Source organism: Arthrobacter sp. CC3, assembly GCF_039907775.1.
GTDB lineage: Bacteria > Actinomycetota > Actinomycetes > Actinomycetales > Micrococcaceae > Arthrobacter.
The window spans coordinates 182,532-204,840 of the sequence record NZ_JARCCY010000006.1; the positions used below are offsets into that span (position 1 = coordinate 182,532).

Annotated in this window: 20 protein-coding genes and 1 tRNA gene; 11 read left to right on the top strand and 10 right to left on the bottom strand. The window is 66.5% G+C overall.

The annotated features are described in order from the left end of the window. Positions 1 to 3,100 precede the first annotated feature (3,100 nt). The 4 genes from PV761_RS05280 to PV761_RS05295 form a co-directional block, all read right to left on the bottom strand. On the bottom strand, positions 3,101 to 3,646 hold the full coding sequence (locus PV761_RS05280; protein ID WP_347894990.1) for a pentapeptide repeat-containing protein: 546 nt from the start codon (positions 3,644 to 3,646) through the stop codon (positions 3,101 to 3,103). 133 nt (positions 3,647 to 3,779) lie between these two features. After that, positions 3,780 to 4,508: a Flp pilus assembly protein CpaB gene (gene cpaB, locus PV761_RS05285; RefSeq protein WP_347894941.1), complete on the bottom strand. Its 729-nt coding sequence runs from the start codon at positions 4,506 to 4,508 to the stop codon at positions 3,780 to 3,782. 145 nt (positions 4,509 to 4,653) lie between these two features. Next, complete coding sequence (locus PV761_RS05290) at positions 4,654 to 4,893, bottom strand: FmdB family zinc ribbon protein (protein WP_028269492.1); 240 nt, start codon at positions 4,891 to 4,893, stop codon at positions 4,654 to 4,656. A 138-nt stretch (positions 4,894 to 5,031) separates the two neighbouring features. After that, positions 5,032 to 5,628, bottom strand: a complete 597-nt coding sequence (locus PV761_RS05295) for a 5-formyltetrahydrofolate cyclo-ligase (protein ID WP_156037051.1) — start codon at positions 5,626 to 5,628, stop codon at positions 5,032 to 5,034. 112 nt (positions 5,629 to 5,740) lie between these two features. Here PV761_RS05295 and galU point away from each other — a divergent pair, with 112 nt between their 5' ends. The 6 genes from galU to PV761_RS05325 all read left to right on the top strand — a co-directional run bounded on the left by galU (position 5,741) and on the right by PV761_RS05325 (position 11,356). Further along, a complete protein-coding gene (gene galU, locus PV761_RS05300) occupies positions 5,741 to 6,646 on the top strand; it encodes a UTP--glucose-1-phosphate uridylyltransferase GalU (RefSeq protein WP_028269490.1) in 906 nt (301 codons plus the stop codon). 6 nt (positions 6,647 to 6,652) lie between these two features. Further along, positions 6,653 to 7,270, top strand: coding sequence for a GNAT family protein (locus PV761_RS05305; RefSeq protein ID WP_028269489.1), 618 nt, complete (start codon positions 6,653 to 6,655; stop codon positions 7,268 to 7,270). Positions 7,271 to 7,398: 128 nt separating this feature from the next. After that, on the top strand, positions 7,399 to 8,364 hold the full coding sequence (locus tag PV761_RS05310; protein ID WP_347894945.1) for a hypothetical protein: 966 nt from the start codon (positions 7,399 to 7,401) through the stop codon (positions 8,362 to 8,364). Positions 8,365 to 8,569: 205 nt separating this feature from the next. Then, positions 8,570 to 8,642: transfer RNA gene (locus PV761_RS05315), tRNA-Ala, on the top strand. A gap of 104 nt (positions 8,643 to 8,746) precedes the next feature. Then, complete coding sequence (locus PV761_RS05320; protein WP_347894947.1) at positions 8,747 to 10,339, top strand: ABC-F family ATP-binding cassette domain-containing protein; 1,593 nt, start codon at positions 8,747 to 8,749, stop codon at positions 10,337 to 10,339. Positions 10,340 to 10,519: 180 nt separating this feature from the next. Next, on the top strand, positions 10,520 to 11,356 hold the full coding sequence (locus PV761_RS05325; protein WP_347894949.1) for a S1 family peptidase: 837 nt from the start codon (positions 10,520 to 10,522) through the stop codon (positions 11,354 to 11,356). On the opposite strand, the gene PV761_RS05330 is transcribed toward PV761_RS05325, so the two are convergent. Continuing rightward, on the bottom strand, positions 11,337 to 11,720 hold the full coding sequence (locus PV761_RS05330) for a hypothetical protein (protein ID WP_028269485.1): 384 nt from the start codon (positions 11,718 to 11,720) through the stop codon (positions 11,337 to 11,339). The two genes, PV761_RS05325 and PV761_RS05330, sit on opposite strands and share 20 nt — an antisense overlap. 154 nt (positions 11,721 to 11,874) lie before the next feature. On the opposite strand from PV761_RS05330, the gene PV761_RS05335 reads away from it, so the two are divergent. Continuing rightward, positions 11,875 to 14,595 (top strand): PEP/pyruvate-binding domain-containing protein, encoded by a 2,721-nt coding sequence (locus tag PV761_RS05335; RefSeq protein ID WP_347894952.1) that lies wholly within the window; start codon positions 11,875 to 11,877, stop codon positions 14,593 to 14,595. Here PV761_RS05335 and zapE read toward each other — a convergent pair. Genes zapE through PV761_RS05350 form a run of 3 tightly spaced genes read right to left on the bottom strand, consistent with a single transcriptional unit; the run spans position 14,592 to position 16,582 of the window. Beyond that, entirely contained in the window at positions 14,592 to 15,065 is a 474-nt protein-coding gene (gene zapE / locus PV761_RS05340) for an AFG1/ZapE family ATPase (protein ID WP_347894954.1), read from the bottom strand. The two genes, PV761_RS05335 and zapE, sit on opposite strands and share 4 nt — an antisense overlap. An 11-nt stretch (positions 15,066 to 15,076) precedes the next feature. Beyond that, entirely contained in the window at positions 15,077 to 16,072 is a 996-nt protein-coding gene (gene corA, locus PV761_RS05345; RefSeq protein WP_347894956.1) for a magnesium/cobalt transporter CorA, read from the bottom strand. Positions 16,073 to 16,087: 15 nt separating this feature from the next. Next, positions 16,088 to 16,582, bottom strand: a complete 495-nt coding sequence (locus PV761_RS05350; RefSeq protein WP_347894957.1) for an Lrp/AsnC family transcriptional regulator — start codon at positions 16,580 to 16,582, stop codon at positions 16,088 to 16,090. A 178-nt stretch (positions 16,583 to 16,760) separates the two neighbouring features. On the opposite strand from PV761_RS05350, the gene PV761_RS05355 reads away from it, so the two are divergent. The 3 genes from PV761_RS05355 (at position 16,761) to PV761_RS05365 (ending at position 19,132) form a co-directional block, all read left to right on the top strand. After that, the gene (locus PV761_RS05355) at positions 16,761 to 18,002 is read left to right on the top strand and encodes an MFS transporter (protein WP_347894958.1); all 1,242 of its coding nucleotides are present in this window, start codon (positions 16,761 to 16,763) and stop codon (positions 18,000 to 18,002) included. A 162-nt stretch (positions 18,003 to 18,164) separates the two neighbouring features. Next, positions 18,165 to 18,896: a helix-turn-helix domain-containing protein gene (locus PV761_RS05360; protein WP_347894959.1), complete on the top strand. Its 732-nt coding sequence runs from the start codon at positions 18,165 to 18,167 to the stop codon at positions 18,894 to 18,896. Next, entirely contained in the window at positions 18,893 to 19,132 is a 240-nt protein-coding gene (locus PV761_RS05365) for a 2-nitropropane dioxygenase (protein ID WP_347894961.1), read from the top strand. Before PV761_RS05360 ends, PV761_RS05365 begins: the two co-directional genes overlap by 4 nt. 20 nt (positions 19,133 to 19,152) lie before the next feature. Here PV761_RS05365 and PV761_RS05370 read toward each other — a convergent pair whose 3' ends face one another. Next, positions 19,153 to 19,656: an Lrp/AsnC family transcriptional regulator gene (locus tag PV761_RS05370; protein WP_028269478.1), complete on the bottom strand. Its 504-nt coding sequence runs from the start codon at positions 19,654 to 19,656 to the stop codon at positions 19,153 to 19,155. Positions 19,657 to 19,789: 133 nt separating this feature from the next. On the opposite strand from PV761_RS05370, the gene PV761_RS05375 reads away from it, so the two are divergent. Next, positions 19,790 to 20,953, top strand: a complete 1,164-nt coding sequence (locus PV761_RS05375; protein ID WP_347894962.1) for a PLP-dependent aspartate aminotransferase family protein — start codon at positions 19,790 to 19,792, stop codon at positions 20,951 to 20,953. Here the strand turns inward: PV761_RS05375 and PV761_RS05380 are convergent. Further along, entirely contained in the window at positions 20,950 to 22,239 is a 1,290-nt protein-coding gene (locus PV761_RS05380; protein ID WP_347894992.1) for an MFS transporter, read from the bottom strand. The genes PV761_RS05375 and PV761_RS05380 overlap by 4 nt on opposite strands. Between the last annotated feature and the right edge of the window lie 70 nt (positions 22,240 to 22,309).

Sequence of the window (22,309 nt, forward strand, 5' to 3'; positions counted from 1 at the left end):
CCTACAGCACGGCCCGGTTCGACCCCCTGCCGGTCCTGGACCGCCTGGGCACGCTCATCAAGCCCATCCACGGGGCCGAGGTGGAGCACAACCTGCTCGTTTCAACCTTCGCGGACCTGTCGGGGAACCTTGAAGACCCGTGGATCAACCAGAACAACGCCCTCGTCGCTGCCCTGGCCCGTACCGCCGCCGGCGAGGCCGTGGACGTGGCCGAACTGGCGGAGGACCGCTTCCAGGACATCGACCAGCGCGACCCGGCCCAGGAACTGCTGCTTCTCGACGCCGACTCGGACCAGCAGTACGTGGTGGACGCCGTGCGCGCCGGGGACTCCCTCCTCGTCAGCAGCCCGCCGGGAACGGGCCAGACCCAGACTGCCATCAACACCATCGGCGCCCTGGTGGACGAAGGCAAGACCGTCCTTGTGGTGGGTGACCGCCGCGCCAGCCTCAGCGAGATCGGGGCCCAGCTTGAGACGCTGGGCCTGGAGTCCATCCTGTTTGCGCTCTCCGGAACGGTCACGCCCCTGCAGCTCAAGGGACAGCTGGTCCGGTCCATTATGCGGAACGAAAAGTCCCTTCAGCCCCAGCTGGAAAACCTGCACACCACCCTTGCCGAGCACCGCCACGCTCTCATGGACCATGTGGACTCCCTGCACAACGTCCGCCAGCGGTGGGGTTGCTCGCCCTACCAGGCCATGCAGTCGCTTGCTGAGCTGACGTCCATCCAGCCTGCTCCCGCCACCACAGTGCGCCTCAAGCGAAGTGTCCTGGACAACATCCGCGACCGTGAGGAACTGGCCGGCCGCCTTCACCGTGCGGCCGAATTGGGCAGTTTCAGCCGGGCCGCGACTGCCAGCCCCTGGCACGGAGCGCGGCTCCTGACCCGCAAGGAAACCGAGGAAGCGCAGGACGTTGCGCGTACGGTTGGGAAGAACCTCCCCGTGCTGCGTCACCGGATGAACGACGTGGCAGAGCACGCACAGATCCGCCTGGGTGCGACCTTCTCCGAATGGGGTGCCCAGCTCGAGTTGCTGATGGCAGTCAGGGAGAGCCTGGACAAGTTCACCCCGGACATCTTCGACCGTCCGGTCCACGACCTCATCTCCGCGACGGCCACCTCCCCGTGGCGCCGCGAACGCAACATCGAGATGCCCTCCATGCAGCGTTCCCGCCTCCGCCGCGTGGCCAAGGAATACGTCCGTCCCGGCGTCCACATCGCCGACCTCCACAGCTCCTTGGTGCTTGTCCAGGAGCAGCGGGCGCTCTGGGCGGACTACGCCACCACGCAGCGTCATCCGGCAGTGCCTTCCGGCCTGGGCGAAGTGAACGTGATGTACCGCAGCCTGGAACGCGAGCTGGCGCAGCTGGGTGCCGCCGTGAAGCACACGGCAGCAGGCGGGGACCTCCAGAACACTCCGTACGAGGAATTGATGGAACGCCTGGAGCGGCTTGTGGCCGACACCCGGACGCTCAAGACCCTCCCGGAGCGCACGCTGCTCATCGAGAACATGCGCGAGCACGGGCTCGGGGAACTGCTCGCCGACCTGGCGGATCGTGAAGTGCCCGCGGAGTCCGTTGCCTCGGAGCTGGAACTCGCCTGGTGGCAGTCGGCCCTCGAAGCCATGATCAGCGGCGACGACTACCTGGCAATGTCCGACGGCGATGCCCTGCGCCAGCTCGAAGCCGAATACCGCCTGGCGGACAATGCCCATATTGCCAGCGGTGCTGCCCGGCTGCGGTGGACACTGTCGGAGCGGTGGCGCGCCGGCATTGCCGAGAACCCGCGGCAGGCGGACCTGCTCCGCAGCCTCCTGAAGGACGGCCGCGTCACGTTGGCCGCCCTCACGGCGCAGGCCCCGGCACTGGTTCCCATGCTGGTGCCCGTGTGGTCCGTGAGCCCCTACCTCATGACCGGATTGCTGCCAGCGGAGCAGAAGTTCGACGCCGTGGTCATCCTCGACGCCGAAGCGACCTCCCTCCAGGCAGTCCTTCCGGCAATCGCCCGGGCCAAGCAGGTCATTGCCTTTGGCGACGACAAAATCGCAAGCCCGCGCACGTTCACGGTCGGCGTCGAGCGGCTCGCTGCCGGGGAGACCGCCCATCAGGCGGTGGAGAGTGCCTACACGGCGTTGTCCTCGGTGCTGCCGACCCGGCGCCTGACCTCCGCATACAGGGCAGTGGACGAGGAGCTGGTGCTGCAGCTGAGCAAGAGTTTCTACGACGGCCGCCTTCACCGGCTCCCCGAGGGGCAGACGGCCACCGGGCTCGACCGCGCGTTGCTCGTGGAATACCTGCCGGATGGCACCGGCCTTCCGAGCGCCGACCAGGAGGGCGTGGAATCCGCTGTGGCCGAGGTCAACCGGGTGGTGGGCCTGGTCTTCGAGCATGCCCGACTGCGCCCGCGGACGTCCCTCGCAGTAGTCACGGCCAGCCTCCGCCACGCAGCCCGGATCGGCGAGGCCATCCGCCTTCAGCTGCCCAACTACCCCCTGCTGGCAAGCTTTTTCAGCGCCGGACCCGAATCTTTCCGCGTGGTGGACCTGGAACGGGCACAGGGCCTGGTCCGGGACCACGTGATCTTCTCTCCGGGTTACGGCCGCACACCGCACGGCCGCGCGCTGCACAATTTTGGTCCGTTGTCCGCCGAGGGCGGCCGGGCGAAATTCGCACTCGCCATGACCCGTGCCCGGCGTTCACTGCATGTGCTGACGTGCTTCAAGCCGGAGGACCTGGACGTCACGCGCCTCAGCCACGGCGCCCTCGACTTCTATGAACTGCTGAACCGCGAGATTGCCGGCAATACCGACCTGGGGACGCCGGCGTCCCGCGCAGCAGCGAGCGAGCAGGCACTGGGCGCCGATCCCCTGGTGGCAGACCTGGGTGACAGGCTGCGCGCCCGCGGAGCCCGGGTCTGGCACCAGTACGACGGCGTGCTTGACGTGGCCGCGGCCGCGGACCCGGTGCATTCCATCGGCCACGACGAAGCCGACATCCCCCGGCCGGTGGCCATCGAGTCAGACGGCACGGAGCAGTACCGGCGGATGAGCGTCCGTGAACGGAGCAGGCTCCGCCCACAGCTGCTGGAACGATTGGGCTGGCGCTACATGCCCTTGTGGACCATCGAGGTGTTCACGGACCCGTCCGCATGCGCGGACCGGATCGGCGGGTACCTGGGGCTGGAGAAGCCGGCTGTCACGGGCTTCACCTCCTCGTCGCAGGCGTTCTTCGAGGACGACGTGGACAACCTGACCTTAAACAGCGCCGACCGGCGCAACGGGGACGCAACGGCAGCCGGTTCCGGCAGCGGCGACTCCGGCAGCGCTGGCAGTGGAGAGCCGGGCGATTCCGGCGAATCCGCCGCTCCGGACGGGCACTCGGTATCCTTGGAACAGGGCGGCAATGACCCGGAGGAGTCCGTCAGGACCCGCACTAATGCAGTGGAAAATATCAAGGACAACGGCATGGACACGAACAACAGCGCAGCGGACAGCCAAGGCGCTCCGCACCGTGAGGCGGACAATTCCGCGCCCGGCAGGACAGCGCCCGGCAGGACAGCGCCCGACAGAACGGCACCCGAGAGGGTAGCGCCTGACCGGACCCCGCAGACGGCAGGCGCCGGCGTTCCCTCGGGAGTGCTGCCCAACAAGGCTTCCGAGGATGACCCGAAGCGCTGGGGCGATCAGGGCTCTGACTACGACCACGATGCCTGGCTTCAGGAACAGAAACCGCCGCACTGGGGCTGATTTCCCTTCTGGGGGAGTGTGCCGGTCCGGACGCAGCTAGCCCTGTGCTCCGACCATGACGAAAAAGAGTTTGCCCTGCGTTGACGAGCCGGCGAGTGCTCGTGCCTGGTCCGGATCCGCTGCAACCACAATGAGCCCTTCTGTTTCGCCCGTCCCCGGCCATGGTCCGCTTTGTCCGCCTTGGCCCGATGTCCAGAGAACGGGAACCGAGGCCGCCAGGACCTGCGATTCGGCGGCCTTGCCGTAGTCGCTGCCGTTCGTCATGACGATGTTGACGAGTTGGCCGGGTGCCACGAGCTGGATGGATGAAGGGTCTGCCATTCTCAGGGGCACGGCCGCCGATCCCGGGGGAGTGCCGGCCAGCAGGCCCGGGCCGAGCAACTGCGTATCGGAGATCAGCTGGCCTTTGCGCAGCGGTCCGGCCAACTGCTTGCCCACAATGGCGGCGGTGTCAGCGAACGCTCCTGCGGGCACCATCCCTGGCGGGACCTCGACCAGCACCACTTCGTTGCTTGAGAGGGCAGTGCCGGCGGGAAGGTCACGGGCGGAGGCCAGGGCAGTGACGGTGCGGGCAGGGGCCGGCGTCATTTGCTGGACGGAAATGCCGGCAGCAGCGCACAGCAGAAGCGCGACCAGCAGCCTGCGATTGCGGTTGAGCCATGACGGGAATCGCTGCACGCCGGACACGCGCTGACGGCCGGGACGTCCCGACCGAAAGCCCGGCCGCGGCGAGGAAGGTCCGTTGTTGCGGAAGGTGAATGGCATGCCGTCAGGCTACGGTGGCGCCGTGTCGCGGTGACAGCTCGGGGAGGTCCTATGTGGAAAACCGCTAGCCGCAGCGCAGCTTCAGTGGCGGACCAACGCTGATGGCGCTCACGCGCCGGATATGGCGGCGGACGCCGGGTTCAGGTCAGCTTGCAGCTGCGGCAGCGGGAACGGCCGCCGGAGCGGCAGAGACGCTGCTGCCCTTGCTGTCGCGTGAGTCGGTCCGGTAGAAGCCGGAACCCTTGAAGACGACACCGACGCTGTTGAACTTCTTGCGCAGGGTCCCCTCACATTCGGGGCAGGAGGTGAGGGAGCTGTCGGTAAACGACTGCACGATCTCGAAGGCGTGGCTGCAGTCCTTGCAGGCGTATGCATACGTGGGCACTGGTAATCCTCCTCTGGGACAAACGAGCAGGTCCCGTGCTGCCTGGCAGGAATCGCCGCCGATTGTTCCTCGGCAGGTTCCTTCCCTTAGCAGTCGCAGGGCCTGAGTGCCAATTCTATCATCCGCGGCGAGCCGGCTTCACATCAGCTGCGCGAGGCGTGACGGTGTGACTGCCACCGGGATTTTTCGGTCGAAGGATTCAGCGGGGATACTGCCGGCGGGAAGGACCTCGTCGTCAAAGACCACCGCAGCGGCGGGCACCGGCAGGCCCTCATCTTCGAGACTCGCGAGGAACTTGTCGTAGTAGCCCCCGCCCTGGCCGATCCGGTTGCCCGATAGGTCTACTGCCGTGGCAGGGACGAAGATCCCTGCCGCTTCGCGCATGGCCTCGTTGCCGTGCTGTTTTCCGACCGGCTCATCGATGGGGGCGTAACTGCTGCGGATGAAGTCGGTCACCGGGGTCCAATAGACCCAGGAGAGTGTCCGGTCGGGTTGGCAGACCGGCAGGAGAACGCGGTGCCCTGTTCCGTGAAGCGCGGCAATGAGCGGCAGCGTGGGGGGCTCGAAGCCCACGCCCAGGTACACGGCAAAAGTGCTTCGTTCGCCGGCGGCAACCATGGTGGCCCACTGGAGGCCGTGGCGTGCAATACCGGCTCCGGCGGCTTCCAGGCCGACGGGAGGGATAGCTGCACGCCGGGTGCGGTGGGCTGAGCGGATCTCGTCCTTGGATGGCATCAACGCCCGTCCTTCCATGTCAGCAGGCCCGCCGGCGGAGGCCTTGGTGAGGGCCATCCGGGGCGGTCAATGCAATTACCCAATGTTTGGTCCCTGACGCTAGATTAGTCCAGTGACTACCACCAATACTTCCGTCCGCAAGGCTGTCATTCCTGCTGCCGGACTCGGCACCAGGTTCCTACCGGCCACCAAGGCCATGCCCAAGGAAATGCTGCCGGTCGTGGACAAGCCCGCGATCCAGTATGTCGTCGAAGAGGCCGTCAACGTTGGCCTCACCGACATCCTGATGATCACCGGCCGGAACAAACGCGCCCTCGAAGACCACTTCGACCGGGTCCCGTCACTGGAGTCAACCCTCGAAGCAAAGGGCGACACCACCAAGCTCGAAGCCATCCAGGCCGCCAGCAACCTCGGTGACATCCACTACGTCCGCCAGGGCGACCCGATGGGCCTTGGCCACGCAGTGCTGCGCGCCAAGCAGCACGTCGGCTACGAACCTTTTGCGGTGCTGCTTGGCGATGACCTGATCGATGCGCGGGACGAGCTGCTCAGCAAAATGATTGAAGTCCAGGCCAAGACAGGCGGCTCGGTGGTCGCGCTGATTGAAGTGGAGCCTTCCCAGATCAGCGCCTACGGTTGCGCCGACATCGACGAGACCGACATGAACGGTTTTGTGCGGATCCGCAAGCTCGTGGAAAAGCCCGACGCCGCGGAAGCACCGTCCAACCTGGCCGTGATCGGCCGCTACGTCCTCCACCCCGCGGTCTTCGATGTCCTCGAACGCACCGAACCGGGCAGGGGCGGGGAAATCCAGCTGACGGACGCCCTCCAGGAACTGGCTGCCGGAGAAGGCGAAGGGTACGGCGTCTACGGCGTGGTATTCCGCGGCCGCCGCTACGATACCGGCGACAAGCTCAGCTACCTCAAGGCCTGCGTCCAGCTGGCCTGCGACAGTGAGGACCTCGGCCCCGGCCTGCGCGAGTGGCTGCCGCAATTCACCGCTTCACTGGCCAAGTAACGTCCCATGCGGGGCAGCATCTGGCCGGCGACGCTGGAATGCGGCGATATTGTGCTGCGCCCTATCCGGTACCGGGACCGCAAGGAGTGGATGGCGGTCCGATCCCGGAATTCTGAGTGGCTGGCTCCCTGGGAGGCCTCGAATCCGGCCCCCGGAGGGGCGCTCCCCGACTACCGGCAGATGGTCAGGTCCCTCAACGCCCAGGCTGCGCAGGCCACGGCGCTGCCCTTCGTCATCACGGAGCGGACACCCGGCCAGCGGGATCCGGTCATCGTCGGACAACTGACGGTGTCATCGATCATCTGGGGCTCCGCCATGATGGCCACGCTTGGATACTGGGTGGACAAGTCGTGTGCCGGCCGGGGAATCGCTCCCACGGCTGTTGCCATGGCCACGGACTATTGCTTCGGCAGCCTCGGTCTGCACCGGATGGAGATCAACATCCGGCCCGAAAACGGGCCCAGCCTCCGGGTTGTGGAGAAGCTTGGTTTCCGGGACGAAGGCTACCGGCCACGGTTCCTGCACATCAACGGCGAATGGGCGGACCACCGCTCGTTCGCCCTCACGTCCGAGGAAGTTCCCGAGGGGCTGCTGGCCAGGTGGCTGAGGAGCCGGCCGGCCTGACCCCGCCCGGCGTTGCCCTGACATTCTCCAAGTGTTTTCCGTCATAAATCCATTGAATTGCCACCTGCCCTGCGACACACCGGAGCGAATGCCAGAGCTGTCGGCTAATTGCTCATACGGTTTTGAATGTGGACTTCCCCCTTAGCAGCTCAGTGATCCTTGTTGTCGCTGTCGCGCTCTGGATTGTGTGGGTGGCCCCGTATGTACTGAGAAACCGCCAGCATCAGCTCCAGCCCGCAGCCGAGCTGATCTCCGAAATCAACTTTGCCGAACCCGCAGACCCCCAAGCCGGAAACGTCATGAAAATGGCCGCCCAGCAGGAGAACTCAATGGAAACCAAGCAGGCCACCGGATCCGCGCAGGGATCCCGGACACCCGCCGTCGGCCCGGGGGCGGCGACGGCGCGCCCGGGCGCACTGAGGATCCGGTACGGACGATGTGCGCTCGCGCTGGTGGGACTGGTGTCGCTGCTCACCGGGCTTGTGGCCGGCGTCTTCCTCATGTTCGGGATGGGCTCGTCCTGGCTGCCTGTCGGGGCCCTCTTGGCTGCTGTAGCGTCCGTCGCCTGGCTCCGGCGGCTGGCGGTGCGGGACCGGCGCGCCCGAATGAACGCGGCCTTCCGCGCAGCCATGACTGCCCCCGAGCGGCAGATGCGGGTTGCCGTACCTCGTCCCAGCCGGGAACCGGCCGTGGACGCCCCGGAAAGCCAGCTTTTTGATGCCGAGGCGGGAAGTAAACCAAAGGTCAAGCCGCTGACGGCCCAGGAACTGCGTGAAGCTGCCCTCGCCGAAGCCAGGGCCTCGGGCGACACCGCCTTGAGGACTGCCGCCGCACCGGGATCGGCCGTCAACGCCGAAGCCAAATGGGAACCTGTCGACGTTCCCAAGCCCACTTACGTGGAAGCCGCCAAGGCCGAACGGGCCGCCCCGGAGCCGCTGGACCTGCCGGAGGCTCCGAAAGCAGTTGGCAAACCGTCCCTCAAGCAGGGTCCGGCCGCGGCACCGGCAGCCAGCGGAAGCGCTCCCAAGACCCTGACCAAAGCTCAGAGCGCCCTGAGCAACCTGGACGACGTCCTGCAGCGCCGCCGAGCCTAGCCAGCCTCTCCGCCCCGGGCAGCCGATTGCTGCCTGGGGCTTTCTATGCCCAAAACGCGCGGATGGTGGCCGGGACCTGGTTCCCGAGCAGCGGTTCGGAAGCGAGACATTCCGGAGCTGGCTGGCGAAGCGCGCCGATAGTTTGTAGCCTAGGGACACCGGTTTGCCTGTTCCCGAAGTTGGTCCGAGGGAAGGGCAGCTGCCCGGGGCTATAGCTCAGTTGGTAGAGCGCTTCGTTCGCATCGAAGAGGTCAGGGGTTCGAATCCCCTTAGCTCCACAGAATAAGCTCCCTGATCCGGCGCCACCGCCGGGTGAGGGAGTTTTCTTGTTGCCGGTCCGGCACCACGCGCCCACGAACCACCCCTCGAGAGGACAGCAGCAATGAGCCTTGTCCGGCTGCATGACGTCAGCGTGCGATTCGATAACACCATGATTTTGCGGGAGGCGTACTTCCGTCTTGAGCCGGGCGACAGGGTGGGGCTCATCGGCAAGAACGGGTCCGGCAAGACCACCATGCTCCAACTCGTCCTTGACCGGATTTCCCCGGAATCCGGAACCGTTACGGTGGATCCGGGAACAAGGATCGGCTACTTTTCGCAGTTCTCCGAACTCAACGGGGAATCAACCATCACCGAGGTCCTGGACGGGCTGTTCTCTGGCATCAAGGCGGTGGAGGCCGAACTGGCGTCCATCGACACGGCCATCGCAGCAGACCCGGCCGGTGCAGAACTTGACCGGCTCATCACCCGGCAGGCCGAACTGTTCGAGGACATGGACCGCCTCGACGGCTGGGACTATCCCCGGCGCATCGACAAGGTCCTGACGACGCTGGGCTTCAGCGAGGCCCACAGGGTCTGCGCCATTGACGAACTGTCCGGCGGCTGGCGCAACCGGGCCGCGCTGGCAAAGATCCTCCTTGAGGACCCCGATGTGCTGCTGCTGGATGAGCCCACCAACTTCCTGGATGTGGCCGGCGTCGAATGGCTTGAAAGCTGGTTCCGGGATTTCAAGGGTGCCGCAATCATCGTCTCGCACGACCGGAAGTTCCTTGACGCCGTGGTTACCCGGATCATCGAAGTGGAGAACTTCCACCTGCATGAGTACCCCGGCAACTTTGGCGAATACATCGTGCAGAAACAATTCCGGCTCAAATCCCTGGAACAGCAGTTTGTGCACGAATCCGAACTGCTGGCCTTCGAGGCTGAAGGGATCGCCGACCGCCGCGAAGCCGCCAAGGCCGCCAGCCGCGGGCTGGGAAACCAACTGGCCAAGATCAAGAAGTCACGTACACCCCGCCCGGTGGACCAGATCGTCACCGAGATCTACGGCGGCCTGCACGTCAAGGACGTACTCTGCCGCGTGGAGGGGTTGGCCAAGTCCTACGGTGACAAAGCACTCTTCAACGACCTTGGCTTCGAGATCAGGCGCGGGAGCCGGATCGTGGTGCTGGGCGCGAACGGCAGCGGAAAATCCACCCTCCTGAAAGTGCTGACGGGTGAGGAAGAAGCAGACGCCGGCGTGGTCTCCTGGGCAAAGGGTCCCGGCTTCGTTTCCTACAACCGGATGCTTGAAGAGCTCGACGACGCCGACACCGTTTCGCACGCAGTCAACGCACTGCCGGACAGCCTGGCTTTCAGCGCCACCAGAAAGTCTGTCAACCGGTTCCTGGCAATGTTCCAGTTCTCCGAAGCGGATCTCAAACAGAAAATCGGGAACCTCTCCGGCGGCCAGAAAGCCCGGGTCGCGATGGCGCAGTGCCTGCTGTCCGGCGCGTCGGTCCTGTTGCTTGACGAACCCACCAACCACCTGGACCTGTCCAGCACCCAGGTCATGGAACGGGCCCTGATGCATTTTCCGGGTGCCGTGGTGGTGGTCAGCCATGACCGGTTCTTCAGTGAAAAGATCGCCAACCGTTACCTGGTCTTCGGTGCCGACGCGGCCCTGCCTGGTGAGGTCGAGGTGCGTGCCGCGTAGCTGTCACCGCCCCGGTATTTGAGGGCCCGCATCCAATCGCGCTTGACGGCCGCTTGCGGGGAGGAGCAGAGTTATGGTGCTGCGACTGGGGGCAGATGTGTGATCTCCGGGGACCTGGGTTCGTTCCGGTTCCTTCACCACATCCGCAAATAGCTTCAGGCACTGATGAGGAGCAACCTCATGCGCAACAGAATCCCCCCGCAGACCACGCCCCGCGAAGGCGGAATATTCCTGGATTCCGAACGGCGGCACCGGCGCGTCGTGGCCAGGCTGCTGTCGTCGGTCTTTGCGGCAGTCCTTGCGGCCGCAACGGCCGCGCCGGCCCAGGCCGTTTACAACGGAAGCAGTGCGGACTCGGACGACTATGCGTGGGCCGCCAAGGTCCAGCTGGCCTACCCGGAAGGGATTGCTTCCTGTACGGGGTCCCTGATCAAGGAAGACGTGGTGGTCACGGCGGCGCATTGCATCAGCAACAACGGACGGAGTCCGTCCGCCATCGACGTGACATTCCACTTCGGCCAAAAGCGTTCCGCATACACCGTGGGGGTGACAAGGGCCGTTGCTTCGCCGCACTACAACCCCGCGCTGATCAAGGACGACATTGCCCTGCTCTTCCTGCAGTCTGCGGTCTCGGAGCCCACCGTTCAGCTGGCCTCCACACCGGCTCCCGTCGGGGAGGAAGTAACGGTGGCCGGTTACGGCTGCACCGGGGACCCGTTCAACGCGGCAGACCCGTGCGACCCGGCGCGCCGGCTTATGGAAACCCAGCTCACGACAGTTCCTGCCGAATCTTGCCCGGACATTGCGGGACCCTGGCAGTTCTGCACGTTTTCGCCGCACACCACAGCCAACCGCGGCGATAGCGGTGGTCCCGTCGTCTGGTCCGACCACGGTGAACAGAAGCTGGTGGGTGTAACGAACGCCATCGAACTGCCGCCGTCACCGGCCTACCTGAACCTGTCGGCCTCGATTCCGTACGAGCTGGACTGGATCAAGGCTACCGCCGGCCTGCGCTGACCGTCTTGAGCACCCCGCGAACGGACATTCCCACGGCACATACCACCGGAACCAGTCCCAGCAGAAGGGTAAGCGTGTTGGCGCGGAACACCACCCGGCCCTGCGCGTTCGTCGTGTAGGCGCCGAGCGGGAGGACGAAGCCGCCTCCTCCGCCGCCTTCAGCGCCGCCGGCGCCCGTGGGAGCACTTGCGACTGCGGGACTGCCTCCGCCCGTGGTACCGGAATCGCCGCCGCCGCCGAACCCGAAGGACACCAGCGCCACGGGAACGAGTTCCTCACCGCCCACCTGCACCGGAGCGCCGTACGCCCTCGCCACACCCACGTTCCTGAATGCCTCCACGAGGGAGGAAAATGCATCAGCCATGGACCCACCTTAGGGACCCGGGCCAGGCAGCGGAAGGGCCTCGTATCAGCTCCCCTTCCGGTGGCGTCGGGCCATGGCATGACGCCTCCCCACGTGCCAGTATGTTGTGAATCAGGGGCTGCGTGGCCCCCGCCGGACAGGAGGCGCCGTCGTCATGGACTACATCGATGATTTCAGCGAGGTCGGCAGGAGCGACGTCCCGACGGCGGGGGGCAAGGGTGCCGGGCTCGGCGAACTGGTTCGGGCAGGACTTCCCGTACCGCCGGGATTCCTGCTCAACACGGCCGCCTACGAGCTGTTCGTCCACAGCAACGAGCTGGCCGAACGCATCCAGGAGTACGCCGCGTTGCCGCCCTCCGCGAGCGCCCAGGACTACGAGGACGCCTCGGCACGGATCCGCGGGCTGTTCGCCGGCGGAATGATCCCGGAAGCGATAGCAGCCGAACTCCGCGCCGCCTATCACCAGCTGGGCCCCGCCCCGGACTCCGGCCCCGCCCCGGACTCCGGCCCCGGCTCAGGCGAGGGCGCCGGCCTTGGCGAAGGCGCGGAACCGGCGGTGGCGGTACGGTCGTCGGCCACCGCCGAAGACCTCGCCTCGGCCAGTTTCGCCGGCCAGCAGGACACGTATCTCAACGTGCGGGGCGCCGACGCCCTGATGGAGGCGGTCATCACCTGCTGGTCTTCCCTCTGGACCTCCCGCGCCATGGCCTACCGTTCGCGGGAGGGCATCCGGCCGGACCAGGTCCGGTTGGCTGTGGTGGTCCAGCAGATGGTGGACGCGGATGCCGCGGGCGTGATGTTCACTGCCAACCCCGCCACCGGTCGCCGCGACCAGATCGTGATCGGTGCCGCGTGGGGCCTGGGCGAATCCGTGGTGAGCGGAGCCGTTTCCACCGACGACGTCGTCGTCGAGGCCGCGACAGGGACGGTGGTTTCCCGCCGGACGGCCGACAAGGAAGTCATGACGGTCTATGCCGGCCGGGGCACGCGGGAGGAGCCCGTGCCGGCGTTCCGCAGGCATCAACCGGTACTGGACGATGCCGCTGCGGCCACCCTGGCGGGTTACGGGGCACGCATCGCCCGGCACTTCGGTTCCCCGCAGGACATCGAGTGGGCGCTGGTGGGCAACGAATTCTTCATCCTGCAGTCCCGGCCCATCACTGCGCTGCCCGAGCCGGCCGGGGAGACCCCGCGCGACTGGAGCGTGCCCTACCCCAAGGGGCTCTACTTCCGGGCCAGCATCGTGGAGCAGCTGCCCGATCCGCTCTCGCCCCTGTTTGGGGACCTGATCGACGGCTCGGTCTCGCGGTCCCTGAACGCCCTGATGGACGAGGCGTTCGGCAAAAGCAGCCTCCGCACCGGCGATCTGGGCCTTCCCGCGATCAACGGCTACGCCTATTATTACTACCGCACGGCGGCCTTATGGCGGCTGATGGGGAAAACGCCGGCCGCTGTCCGCGCCCTCATCCGGGGCGAAGCTCACATGGGGATCCAAGGCTGGCGAGACTACTCGCACCCGCGCTACGTGCGCGTGGTGGAATCCTGGTCGGCCAAGCCCGTTGCAGACCTCACCGGGCAGGAGCTCCTCGAGGGGGTGTCGGCCCTCCTGGATGCCGGAACCGTGTACTACACAGCAGTACAGTCTATTATTCCGGTCGCGACATCCAGCGAACTCGCCTTCCAGAAGTTCTACGACAGGTTCGTCCGGCAGGACGGCGACCCGACTGCGCCGGCGTTCCTGCTCGGCTACGACAGCGAACCCATCCGGGCGGAAAAGGCACTCTTCGACCTCGCCCGCTGGTCGCGCACAGTCCCTGGGCTCGCCGAAGCCATCCTGGGGACGCCAACCAAATCCCTCGCCCGGGCACAGGCTTCGGGGACGACTCCGGAGGAGATGGATCCCGGGCTGTGGGGGCAGTGGGAACACCGGTTCCAGCTCCACCTGGACCACTACGGGCACACGGTCTACAACCTTGACTTCGTCAACCCCGTGCCGGCGGACGACCCGTCGCCGCTGCTGGACACGCTGAAGTTCTACCTGCGCGGGCAGGGCAACGACCCCCACCGCCGGCAGGCGCTCGCTGCCGGCCGGCGGGAGGACAGCACCGAAACGATACTTTCCCGGCTGCACCCGGCCCGCAGGGCCGTCTTTGTGCGTTTGCTCCGGTGGGCGCAGGGGGCGGCGCCGATCCGCGAGGACGCCCTCGCCGACGTCGGACTCGGTTGGCCCCTGATGCGGCGCATGCTCCGCGAACTGGGGCAGCGGCTGGCAGCCGCCGGACTCATCGCCGACCCCGGCGATGTGTTCTGGCTTCGGTACGGGGAACTCAGCAGCGCCGTCGAATTCGGCCTTGCCGCCGCCAGCAGCCCGGCGGCCATCACCGGTGCCGGCCGGCCCGTCCTGGCGGAGGCAGTCGCGGAGCGCAAGATGCGGTGGCGGGGTCAGCGCAATGCGTCTCCGCCGCAAATGCTGCCCGAGATCCGGTGGCTGCAGAAATCCCTCGCCGGGATGATGCCGGAAGGATCCCAGGACCAGGAAGGGAACACCATCAAAGGAGTCGGCGCCAGCCAGGGCCGGGTCAGCGCTCCGGCCCGGGTGCTGGCCGGTCCCGAAGACTTCTCCCGGATGCAGCCGGGGGAGGTTCTGGTGGCGCGCATCACCACTCCCGCCTGGACCCCGCTGTTTGCCATGGCATCCGCCGTGGTCACGGACGTTGGCGGGCCGCTGAGCCACGGCTCCATTGTGGCCAGGGAGTACGGCATCCCGGCAGTGCTGGGCACCGGGGTGGCAACCCGCCGGATCGCCAGCGGACAGCAGATAGAGGTCGACGGCGGCGCCGGCACCGTGACGCTCGTTCCGGCCGCCCGGGGCTAGCTTCCGGACGAAGGCCCTTCCGGCAGGTCTTCGTCGGATTCAACGCGAAGCAGGAGGGCCAGCGGGCTGCCGGCGCCGAAATCCGGAAGCACCGCACCGACAACGAACAGCGTGACGTCCGCGGCAAACAGCAGCTCCACCACGTCGAGGAAGAGGCGCCACTCCGGCGTTCCGCCGGCAACAGCCTGGGCCGGGATGCCGTCCACCACCCACTCGCCGAACCGGGCAGCCAGCGCGGCAAAGTCCCCGGCGGACGCCGGTCCGCCGGTGAGTTCGCCGAAGCCGACCCACAAGAGGTCGCCTTCGGCGCTTTTCACGGCCAGCGGCTTGCCGGCCACGTCAAGGGTTCGCCGCTGGCCGGGCGCGGGTTCAAACAGGCCGAACGTGCCCAGCTGGCGGGCTGTGCCGGGAATGAGCAGCCTGCCCGGCCGGTAAGGGGGCTGCTGTCCGGCATCGAATGCATCCGACATGCCGGTGGCTCCTAGAGCCAGCCCTTCCGCTTGAAAATGGCGTACATCAGCGCGGCGGTGGCCGCCATCATGGAGATCGCCAGGGGGTATCCGAGCGTCCAGTGAAGTTCCGGCATATTGTCGAAGTTCATGCCGTAGACGCCCGCCACGAAGGACGGCGCGAAGAAGATGGCCGCCCACGACGAGATCTTCTTGACCTGCTCGTTCTGCTGGGCGCTAGCCTCGTTCTGCCGGTTGGCGGTCAGGGTGCCGTCCAGGGTGAGCGCGTTCTGGAGGATGTCCCGGAAGGTGTCGGCGCGTGAAATCAGCCGCTCCACGTGGTCCTCGACGTCGCGGAGGTGGTGCTGCAGGTCCGTGTTGACTTCGTACTTGTCGAACCCGCGCCGGAGCAGTTGCATCATTCCCGGCAGTGGATGGATGGCCCGCTGGAACTGGATCACTTCGCGGGCAAGCTCGTAAATGCGCCGGGAGACCGCGGAGTCCCCGCTGAACAGCTGGTCCTCGATCTCGTCAATGTCGTTTTCCAGGCCTGCAACCACGGGTACGTAGTCGTCCACCACCCGGTCCATCAGGGCGTACAGCACGGCTTCGGGCCCGTGGGACAGGAGTTCCGGGCGGCTCTCCAGCCGTTGCCGTACCTGGGCCACGCCGGCTGTCTCCGCGTGCCGGACCGTGATCACGAAGTTCTTGCCGGTGAAGACGTGCAGTTCGCCGAACTCCACCGTTTCCGTTTCGTCGAGGTACCGCGCGGGGCGGAGCACAGTGAAGAGGACGTCGTCATAGCGTTCCAGCTTGGGCCGCTGGTGGGCCGAAATGGCATCCTCCACTGCGAGCAGGTGAAGGCCGAACTCCTCTGCCACTGCAGACATTTCGGCCTCGGTGGGCCGGTACAGCCCGATCCAGGCCATGCCGCCATGGTCCGCCAGTGTCTCAAAGGTCTGCTCGAGGTTGTACGGCTCTGCGGTCCGGTGGCCGTCCACGTACACGGCGTTGTCAATGATGGTCACGAGTCATTATCCCAGTCACTTGCGTGGTGCCGCCTCAGCCCGGCTCTGCGCGAGCCGGCTGATGAGCGGTTCCGTCCGGTAGGGGATGTGCGTATGCAGCGCCAGGACGGTCTCCGTGCGGATCACGCCCTTGATCCTGAGGATCGAGCGCAGCGCTGTTTGCAGGTTGTGGGTATCCGTTGCCACCACCCGGCACCAGACGTCTCCGCGCCCGGAGATCTCGTGGACCTCCAGGACCTGCGGGATCAGGCGCAAGGCGCCCACCACTCCGTCAAGTTCCCGGTGGCTGACTTCGATCGTCACGAACGCGACGACGTCGTACCCCACCGCCTCAAGGTCAATTTCCCGTCCGCCGTCGTGCAGCAGGCGGGAACGGAGCATCCGGCGGACCCGCGACTGCGCCGTGTTGCGGGCGATGCCCAGGGATTCGCTCAGTTCGCCGATCTGCACCCGGGGGTCGCGGATCAGTTCGAGCAGGATTCTCAGATCCGTGTTGTCCAGGCTGTTCAAATCATCACTCCGGGTTATATCCGCCAGGCATCATTGACTATTTTGATCAATATTGGCACGAATATTGATAGCCAAGGTCATGAGTAGACCATCCTGTAGGTAACAATTTCTTTCGCCCGGCCCGCGGTGTTCCCACAAGGAACGGCCCGGGGCAGGCACTGCAGGCAAAGGCACGTAGATGACTGTCTTCAGCGAACTCCGCATGCGTCCGGCTACCGGCGGGGGCTGGGCATGGGACGCTTCCACTACGGCACGGCTGGTCATGGCCGGCGTGGTGATCTTCACGCTCCTAGTTGGCGCGAACCTCGCGACCCCGCTGTACCCGTTGCTCCAGGCGAATCTTGGCATCGGATCCTTCGGAATCACCGTGGCCTTTTCCGCCTACGTCCTGGCCCTGGTGTCCACTCTCATGCTGGCAGGGCACTGGTCCGATCACATCGGCCGCCGGGCGGCGCTGCTCCTCGCCGTGGTGGTCGGCCTGTTCGGCGGAATGATCTTCGCCAACGCGGACAGCCTGGCGATGCTGTCCGCCGGGCGCGCCTTCCAGGGTGTTGCCGTTGCCCTCGCCACCGGCGCAAGTTCAGCGGCGCTGCGCGAACTGCTACCCACGCGCCCCGACTGGGCTTCACGCTTCACCCTGCTGGCATCCGCCGGGGGAGTGGCGGCCGGTCCGGCCATCGGCGGAATCCTGTCCCTCCTGCCGGGACCGACCTCCACGCCCTACTACCTTCATTCGGTGGTCCTCATCGCCATGCTGGTGCCCCTGTACCTGCTCAAGGCGCGGCCGGCCATCACCTCCGTCTCGGGGCCGCAGCCGCTGAAGGTACTGGCACCCCGCCGCCCGTCCGTTTCGCGGGAAGCCCGCGGTGCCTTCTGGCTGGCCTCCGCCGTGGGGTTCCTGAGCTTTACCGTTTTCGGATTTTGCTTGTCGCTGGCTCCGGGCTATTTTGCCCAGATCGTCGGCGCCGACTCCCGCCCGCTGATCGGCGTGCTCGCCGGATTGACCCTCGGCGCTTCCGCCCTCAGCCAGCTGCTCGCCGTCCGCGGGAGGTTTGTGGTGCCTGCCGGCCTGGCTGTACTGGCGGTATCGGTGCTGCTGATTGCCGCTGCCGCCGCCTGGACCAGTCCGTGGCTGCTCATTGCGGCCAGCCTCGCCGCGGGTGTTGGCCAGGGCGTGGCCTTCCGGACCGTGTTCAACGACGTGGCTGGAAAAGTCGAAGCATCACGCCATGCCCAGATCATCAGCACGGTCTACGTGATCACCTACCTCGGCAGCGCTCTCCCGGTGATCGGGCTGGGACTTGCGACGGCCGCCTACGGGCTGCAGGCGGCCGTGACGGGCTTTGTGGTGCTCTGCGCTGTCGCGGCGTTCGCCCTGGCCGCCGTGACGCTGGCTGCCGCACTCCGCCAGCCGGCCTGAGCCACCCGCCGGGCGTCCGGGGCTGCGGCGCCACGGCTAGTCCCCGGCTGGACAGGGCTGCACCGGCCTGCAGGCAAACAAGATGTTGCAAAGAAATGCTTGCAAAGAAGTAGTTGCAAAGAAACCCTTGCAAAGGTTTCTTTGCAAGCGTATTTTTGACGTATGAAGAGTTCACCCGATGTGGCATCAGCTGCAGCCGTGACCGCCGAAGGCGCAACGGATGAGGATCTGCCGGCCGCGCAGGAGCCGACGTTCCCGGTACGCCGGGTCGATACCGCATCGCTGAAGGCGCTGGCGCATCCGCTGCGGGTGCAGATACTCGAGATGCTCTCCCGCTACGGGGCACAGACGGCCTGCAGCCTGGGCGAACTGCTCAACGAGTCCAGCGGGTCCACCAGCTACCACCTGCGCCAGTTGGCGAAGCACGACTTCGTCCGTGAAGTCGAAGGCAAGGGCACGGCGCGGGAGCGCTGGTGGGAACGCCCCCGCGGAGCCATCCAGATCACATCGCCGGAGCTGGCCACGTCCCCGGCGACCGAGGAAGCCTCCCGGCTGGTCACCCGCGAGTTTGAACACAGCAGGCAGGCCGTCCTGGCGGACTTCATGGCACACGGCAGCGAAAGCCTTGATGCCGAATGGCTGCACGCCGCCCTGATCAGCACAGCAAATGCGAGGCTCACGGCAGACCAGCTGGCGAGGTACACCACCGCCCTGGAAGCCTACGGCCACCGGCTGCTGGAGGACATCAGGAACGAAGGCGAGCAGGAAGGCGCCCGACCGGTCCAGATCCATCTCAATGCCTTCCCCATCCTCGGCGTTCCCGCATCGGCCGGCAGCAGGGGCCACAGTTCACGGAATCAACAATCAGCAAGTCCTGAAAGGAACGTGCCATGAGCGCATTATCCGCCGCCGGTTCGACTGCCTGCGGCCCGTACCGCCGGCCCACCGTCGTCGAATCGGCTGCAGCCGCGTTGGGTGCCGCACTGGTCCGTTGGGCGGAACGCCGGCGGGTCATCCTCTCCGACTGGGCCGTGCATGAGCGCGAGGCGGCGCTCCGCCGGGAGCAGCTGGATGTCCTGCGGAGTGACATCATGGGCGCCGCGCATTCGGGGCTCTATATCTGGCACTGACGCCGGGACCCCGGGGCAGGCTAGTCGGGCAGCGGCCCGTGGTTGCCCTGGATGTGTTCGAACACCAGCGTGGTCTCGGTGTGGCCCACCACGGGATCGGTGGCGAGGTTGTCCAGGACCCAGTCGCGCAGGTCTTCAGTGGTCGCCACGGCAATATGCAGCAGGTAGTCCACTGAACCCGAGGTGTGGAACGTGGACAGCACGGCCGGAAGCCGCGGCACCCGTGACGTGAACCGGTCGATTTGTTCGCGGTCGTGGGCCCGGAGCCTTACAGCGATGAGCGCCTGGACGGACCGTCCGATGGCGGATAGGCTCAATTTCGCTTCGAATCCCTGGATGATGCCGCGTTCGGACAGGGCGCGCGTGCGCATGAGCGCCGTGGACGGGGCAATGCCCACGAGCTCGGCCAGCTGCTTGTTTGAGATCCGGGCGTCTTCCACGAGGGCGGCAAGCAGCCGCTCGTCGATGGCGTCCAGCGGTTCGGTTCCGGCTCCGAGCCGAATATTCTTCGCACCGGTACTCACAGCGCCTCCTCAAAGTGTTATGAGTTCATCATAAACTCCGGTTTCCGACAGTTCCATTCGTTAGGCCTGTGAAACTCCGAATTATTGCCAGATACTTGCCGGATTCAATGGCGAATAATTCAAAAGGAGTCCCGTGTTTTCACCCGATTCACTGGCTGTCCATGCAGGCCGGAGCGGCCTGACCGAACAAGGCGTGCACGCCGTGCCGATCGACCTGTCCACCACAGCACCGCTTCCTTCAGTCCACGACGGAGGGCAGGCGTACGAACACATGGCCACCGGCGGCATGCACCAGGAAGGCCAGAGCACGGTCTACCAGCGCCTGTGGAACCCCACCGTTGCCCGCTTCGAGCAGGGCGTGGCCCTCCTTGAGGGCGCCCCGGAAGCAGTGGCCTTCGCCACCGGCATGGCGGCCCTGTCGGCCGTGCTGCTCGCAACGGTGGCTGCCGGGAACAAGCACGTGGTGGCGGTCCGGCCGCTGTACGGCGGAAGCGACCACGTCCTCGCCTCGGGCCTCCTCGGCACCGAAGTGACGTTCACGACGGCGGACGGGGTGCGGGCCGCACTGCGTCCGGATACGGGACTGGTGATGGTGGAGACACCCGCCAACCCCAGCCTCGAGCTCGTGGACATCGCGCAGCTTGTCCGTGACGCTGACGGCGTCCCGGTGCTGGTGGACAACACTTTCGCGAGCCCCGTCCTCCAGCAGCCCCTGGCTCACGGCGCCGCCCTGGTGCTTCACAGTGCCACCAAGTTCCTGGGCGGACACGGGGATGCCATGGGCGGGGTGGTGGCGGCTTCGCCGGAGTGGACCACCAGGCTGCGCCAGGTCCGTGCCGTGACCGGTGGCATCCTGACTCCCTGGCCGGCCTACCTGCTGCACCGCGGCCTGGCCACGCTTCCGGTGCGCGTGCGGGCGCAGCAGGCAACCGCCCACAAGGTTGCCGCGGCCCTGGCCGGACACGGACTGGTGAAGGCGGTCTATTACCCGGGGCTCCCGGAGTGCGACCCGATGGGCCTGGTGGGGACGCAGATGTCGGGCCCGGGTTCGCTGCTGGCTTTTGAACTGGGCAGTCCCGAACACGCAGAGCGGATCCCGGCGGCGGTCCGGATGATCACCCACGCCGTGTCCCTGGGCGGCATAGACACCCTCATCCAGCATCCCGCCGGCCTGACGCACCGGCCCGTCGCCGCCGAGGCGAAGCCCCATGCCAGCCTGCTCCGGTTGTCCGTGGGGTTGGAGGACGGCGCCGATATCGTCGAAGACCTGGTGCAGGCCATCGAGGGAACGCGCTAGCAGGCCTGCTTCGCTTCCCCGGGACCCAGCTGTCCGGGACCCAGCTGTCCGGGGTTCGCCTGCCCGGCGCCGGACCCGGGATGCACGACGGCGGTGATCACCGCCGTCGTGCATGCCAGCCCGATGACGGTCAGGGCCAGCGCCGTCCAGCCGAACGACTGGAAAACCAGGCCGCCGGCCCACCCGATGGCACTGGAGCCCAGGTAGTAGGCAAGGTTGTACAAGGAGGACGCCTGTGCACGGCCCGTCGTGGCGATCCCCCCGGTCCAGCCTGCCCCGATGCTGTGGGCCGCAAAGAACCCGCCGGTAAACACCAGCAGGCCGGCGAGGATCAGCACCAGCACCTGCGTCAGTGTCAGCGCCAGGCCCGCGGCCATCAGCAGGATGCCGGCCAGCAGGATGGTCCGGCGGCCGAACCTCAGCGTGAGCCCGCCGGCCAGCCGCGAGGTCACCGTCCCGGAAAGGTAGGCCACAAAAATCAGGCTGATCACGGTGGCCGGCAGCCCGAACGGGTCGCCGGACAACCGGAACCCGAGGTAGTTGTACACCGCTACGAAGCCTCCCATGAGCAGGAACGCCTGCACGTACAGGGCCAGCAGGCGGGGATTGCGCAGATGGCCCCCCAGCGTCCTCGCCGCCCCGCGGAATCCGCTGGCGCGTGCGGGGGTGAAGCCGCGGGCCTTGGGGACCAGGATCAGGAACAGGACGGCGGCGGCCGCGGCAAGGCCGGAGACGGCAAATGCGGCCGCCCGCCATCCCCACAGTTCTCCCACGGGACCTGCAACAAGCCGTCCCGCCAGCCCGCCCAGCGTGGTTCCTGCAACGTAGGTTCCGGCGGCGAGGGCGGCGTGCGCCTTGTGGACCTCCTCGTTCAGGTACGCAATCGCGATGGCCGGTATCCCGCCAAGTGCCATGCCCTCGAGCAATCTGAGGCCCAGGAGGATGGGGAAGGTGGCGGCCAGGGGCGCCAGCAGTCCAAGGACGGTCGCGGCCGAGATGCCCAGGGTCATGGCCCGTACACGGCCGATCCGATCTGCCAGGAATGACCACGGGATGACCGTGATGGCGAGCCCCACCGTGGCCAGTGAGATGGTGAGCGCCGCTTCAGCCGCCGTGATCCGCAGGTCCGTCGCCATGATCGGCAGCACGGCCTGGGTGGAGTACAGCTGCGCGAACGTTGCCACCCCGGCGAACGCCAGGGCAGCCAGCAGCCGTCGGTAGGCTGCCGAGCCTTTCGGGTGGCCCGCCCACAGCCCGGATTGTGACGTGTCCTGCGTTGGCAGCATGTGCATAACTCCAGCCTAAATCGGCCGCTGACATGCTTCCAATGCATGATTTACATAGAATAGATGCTGA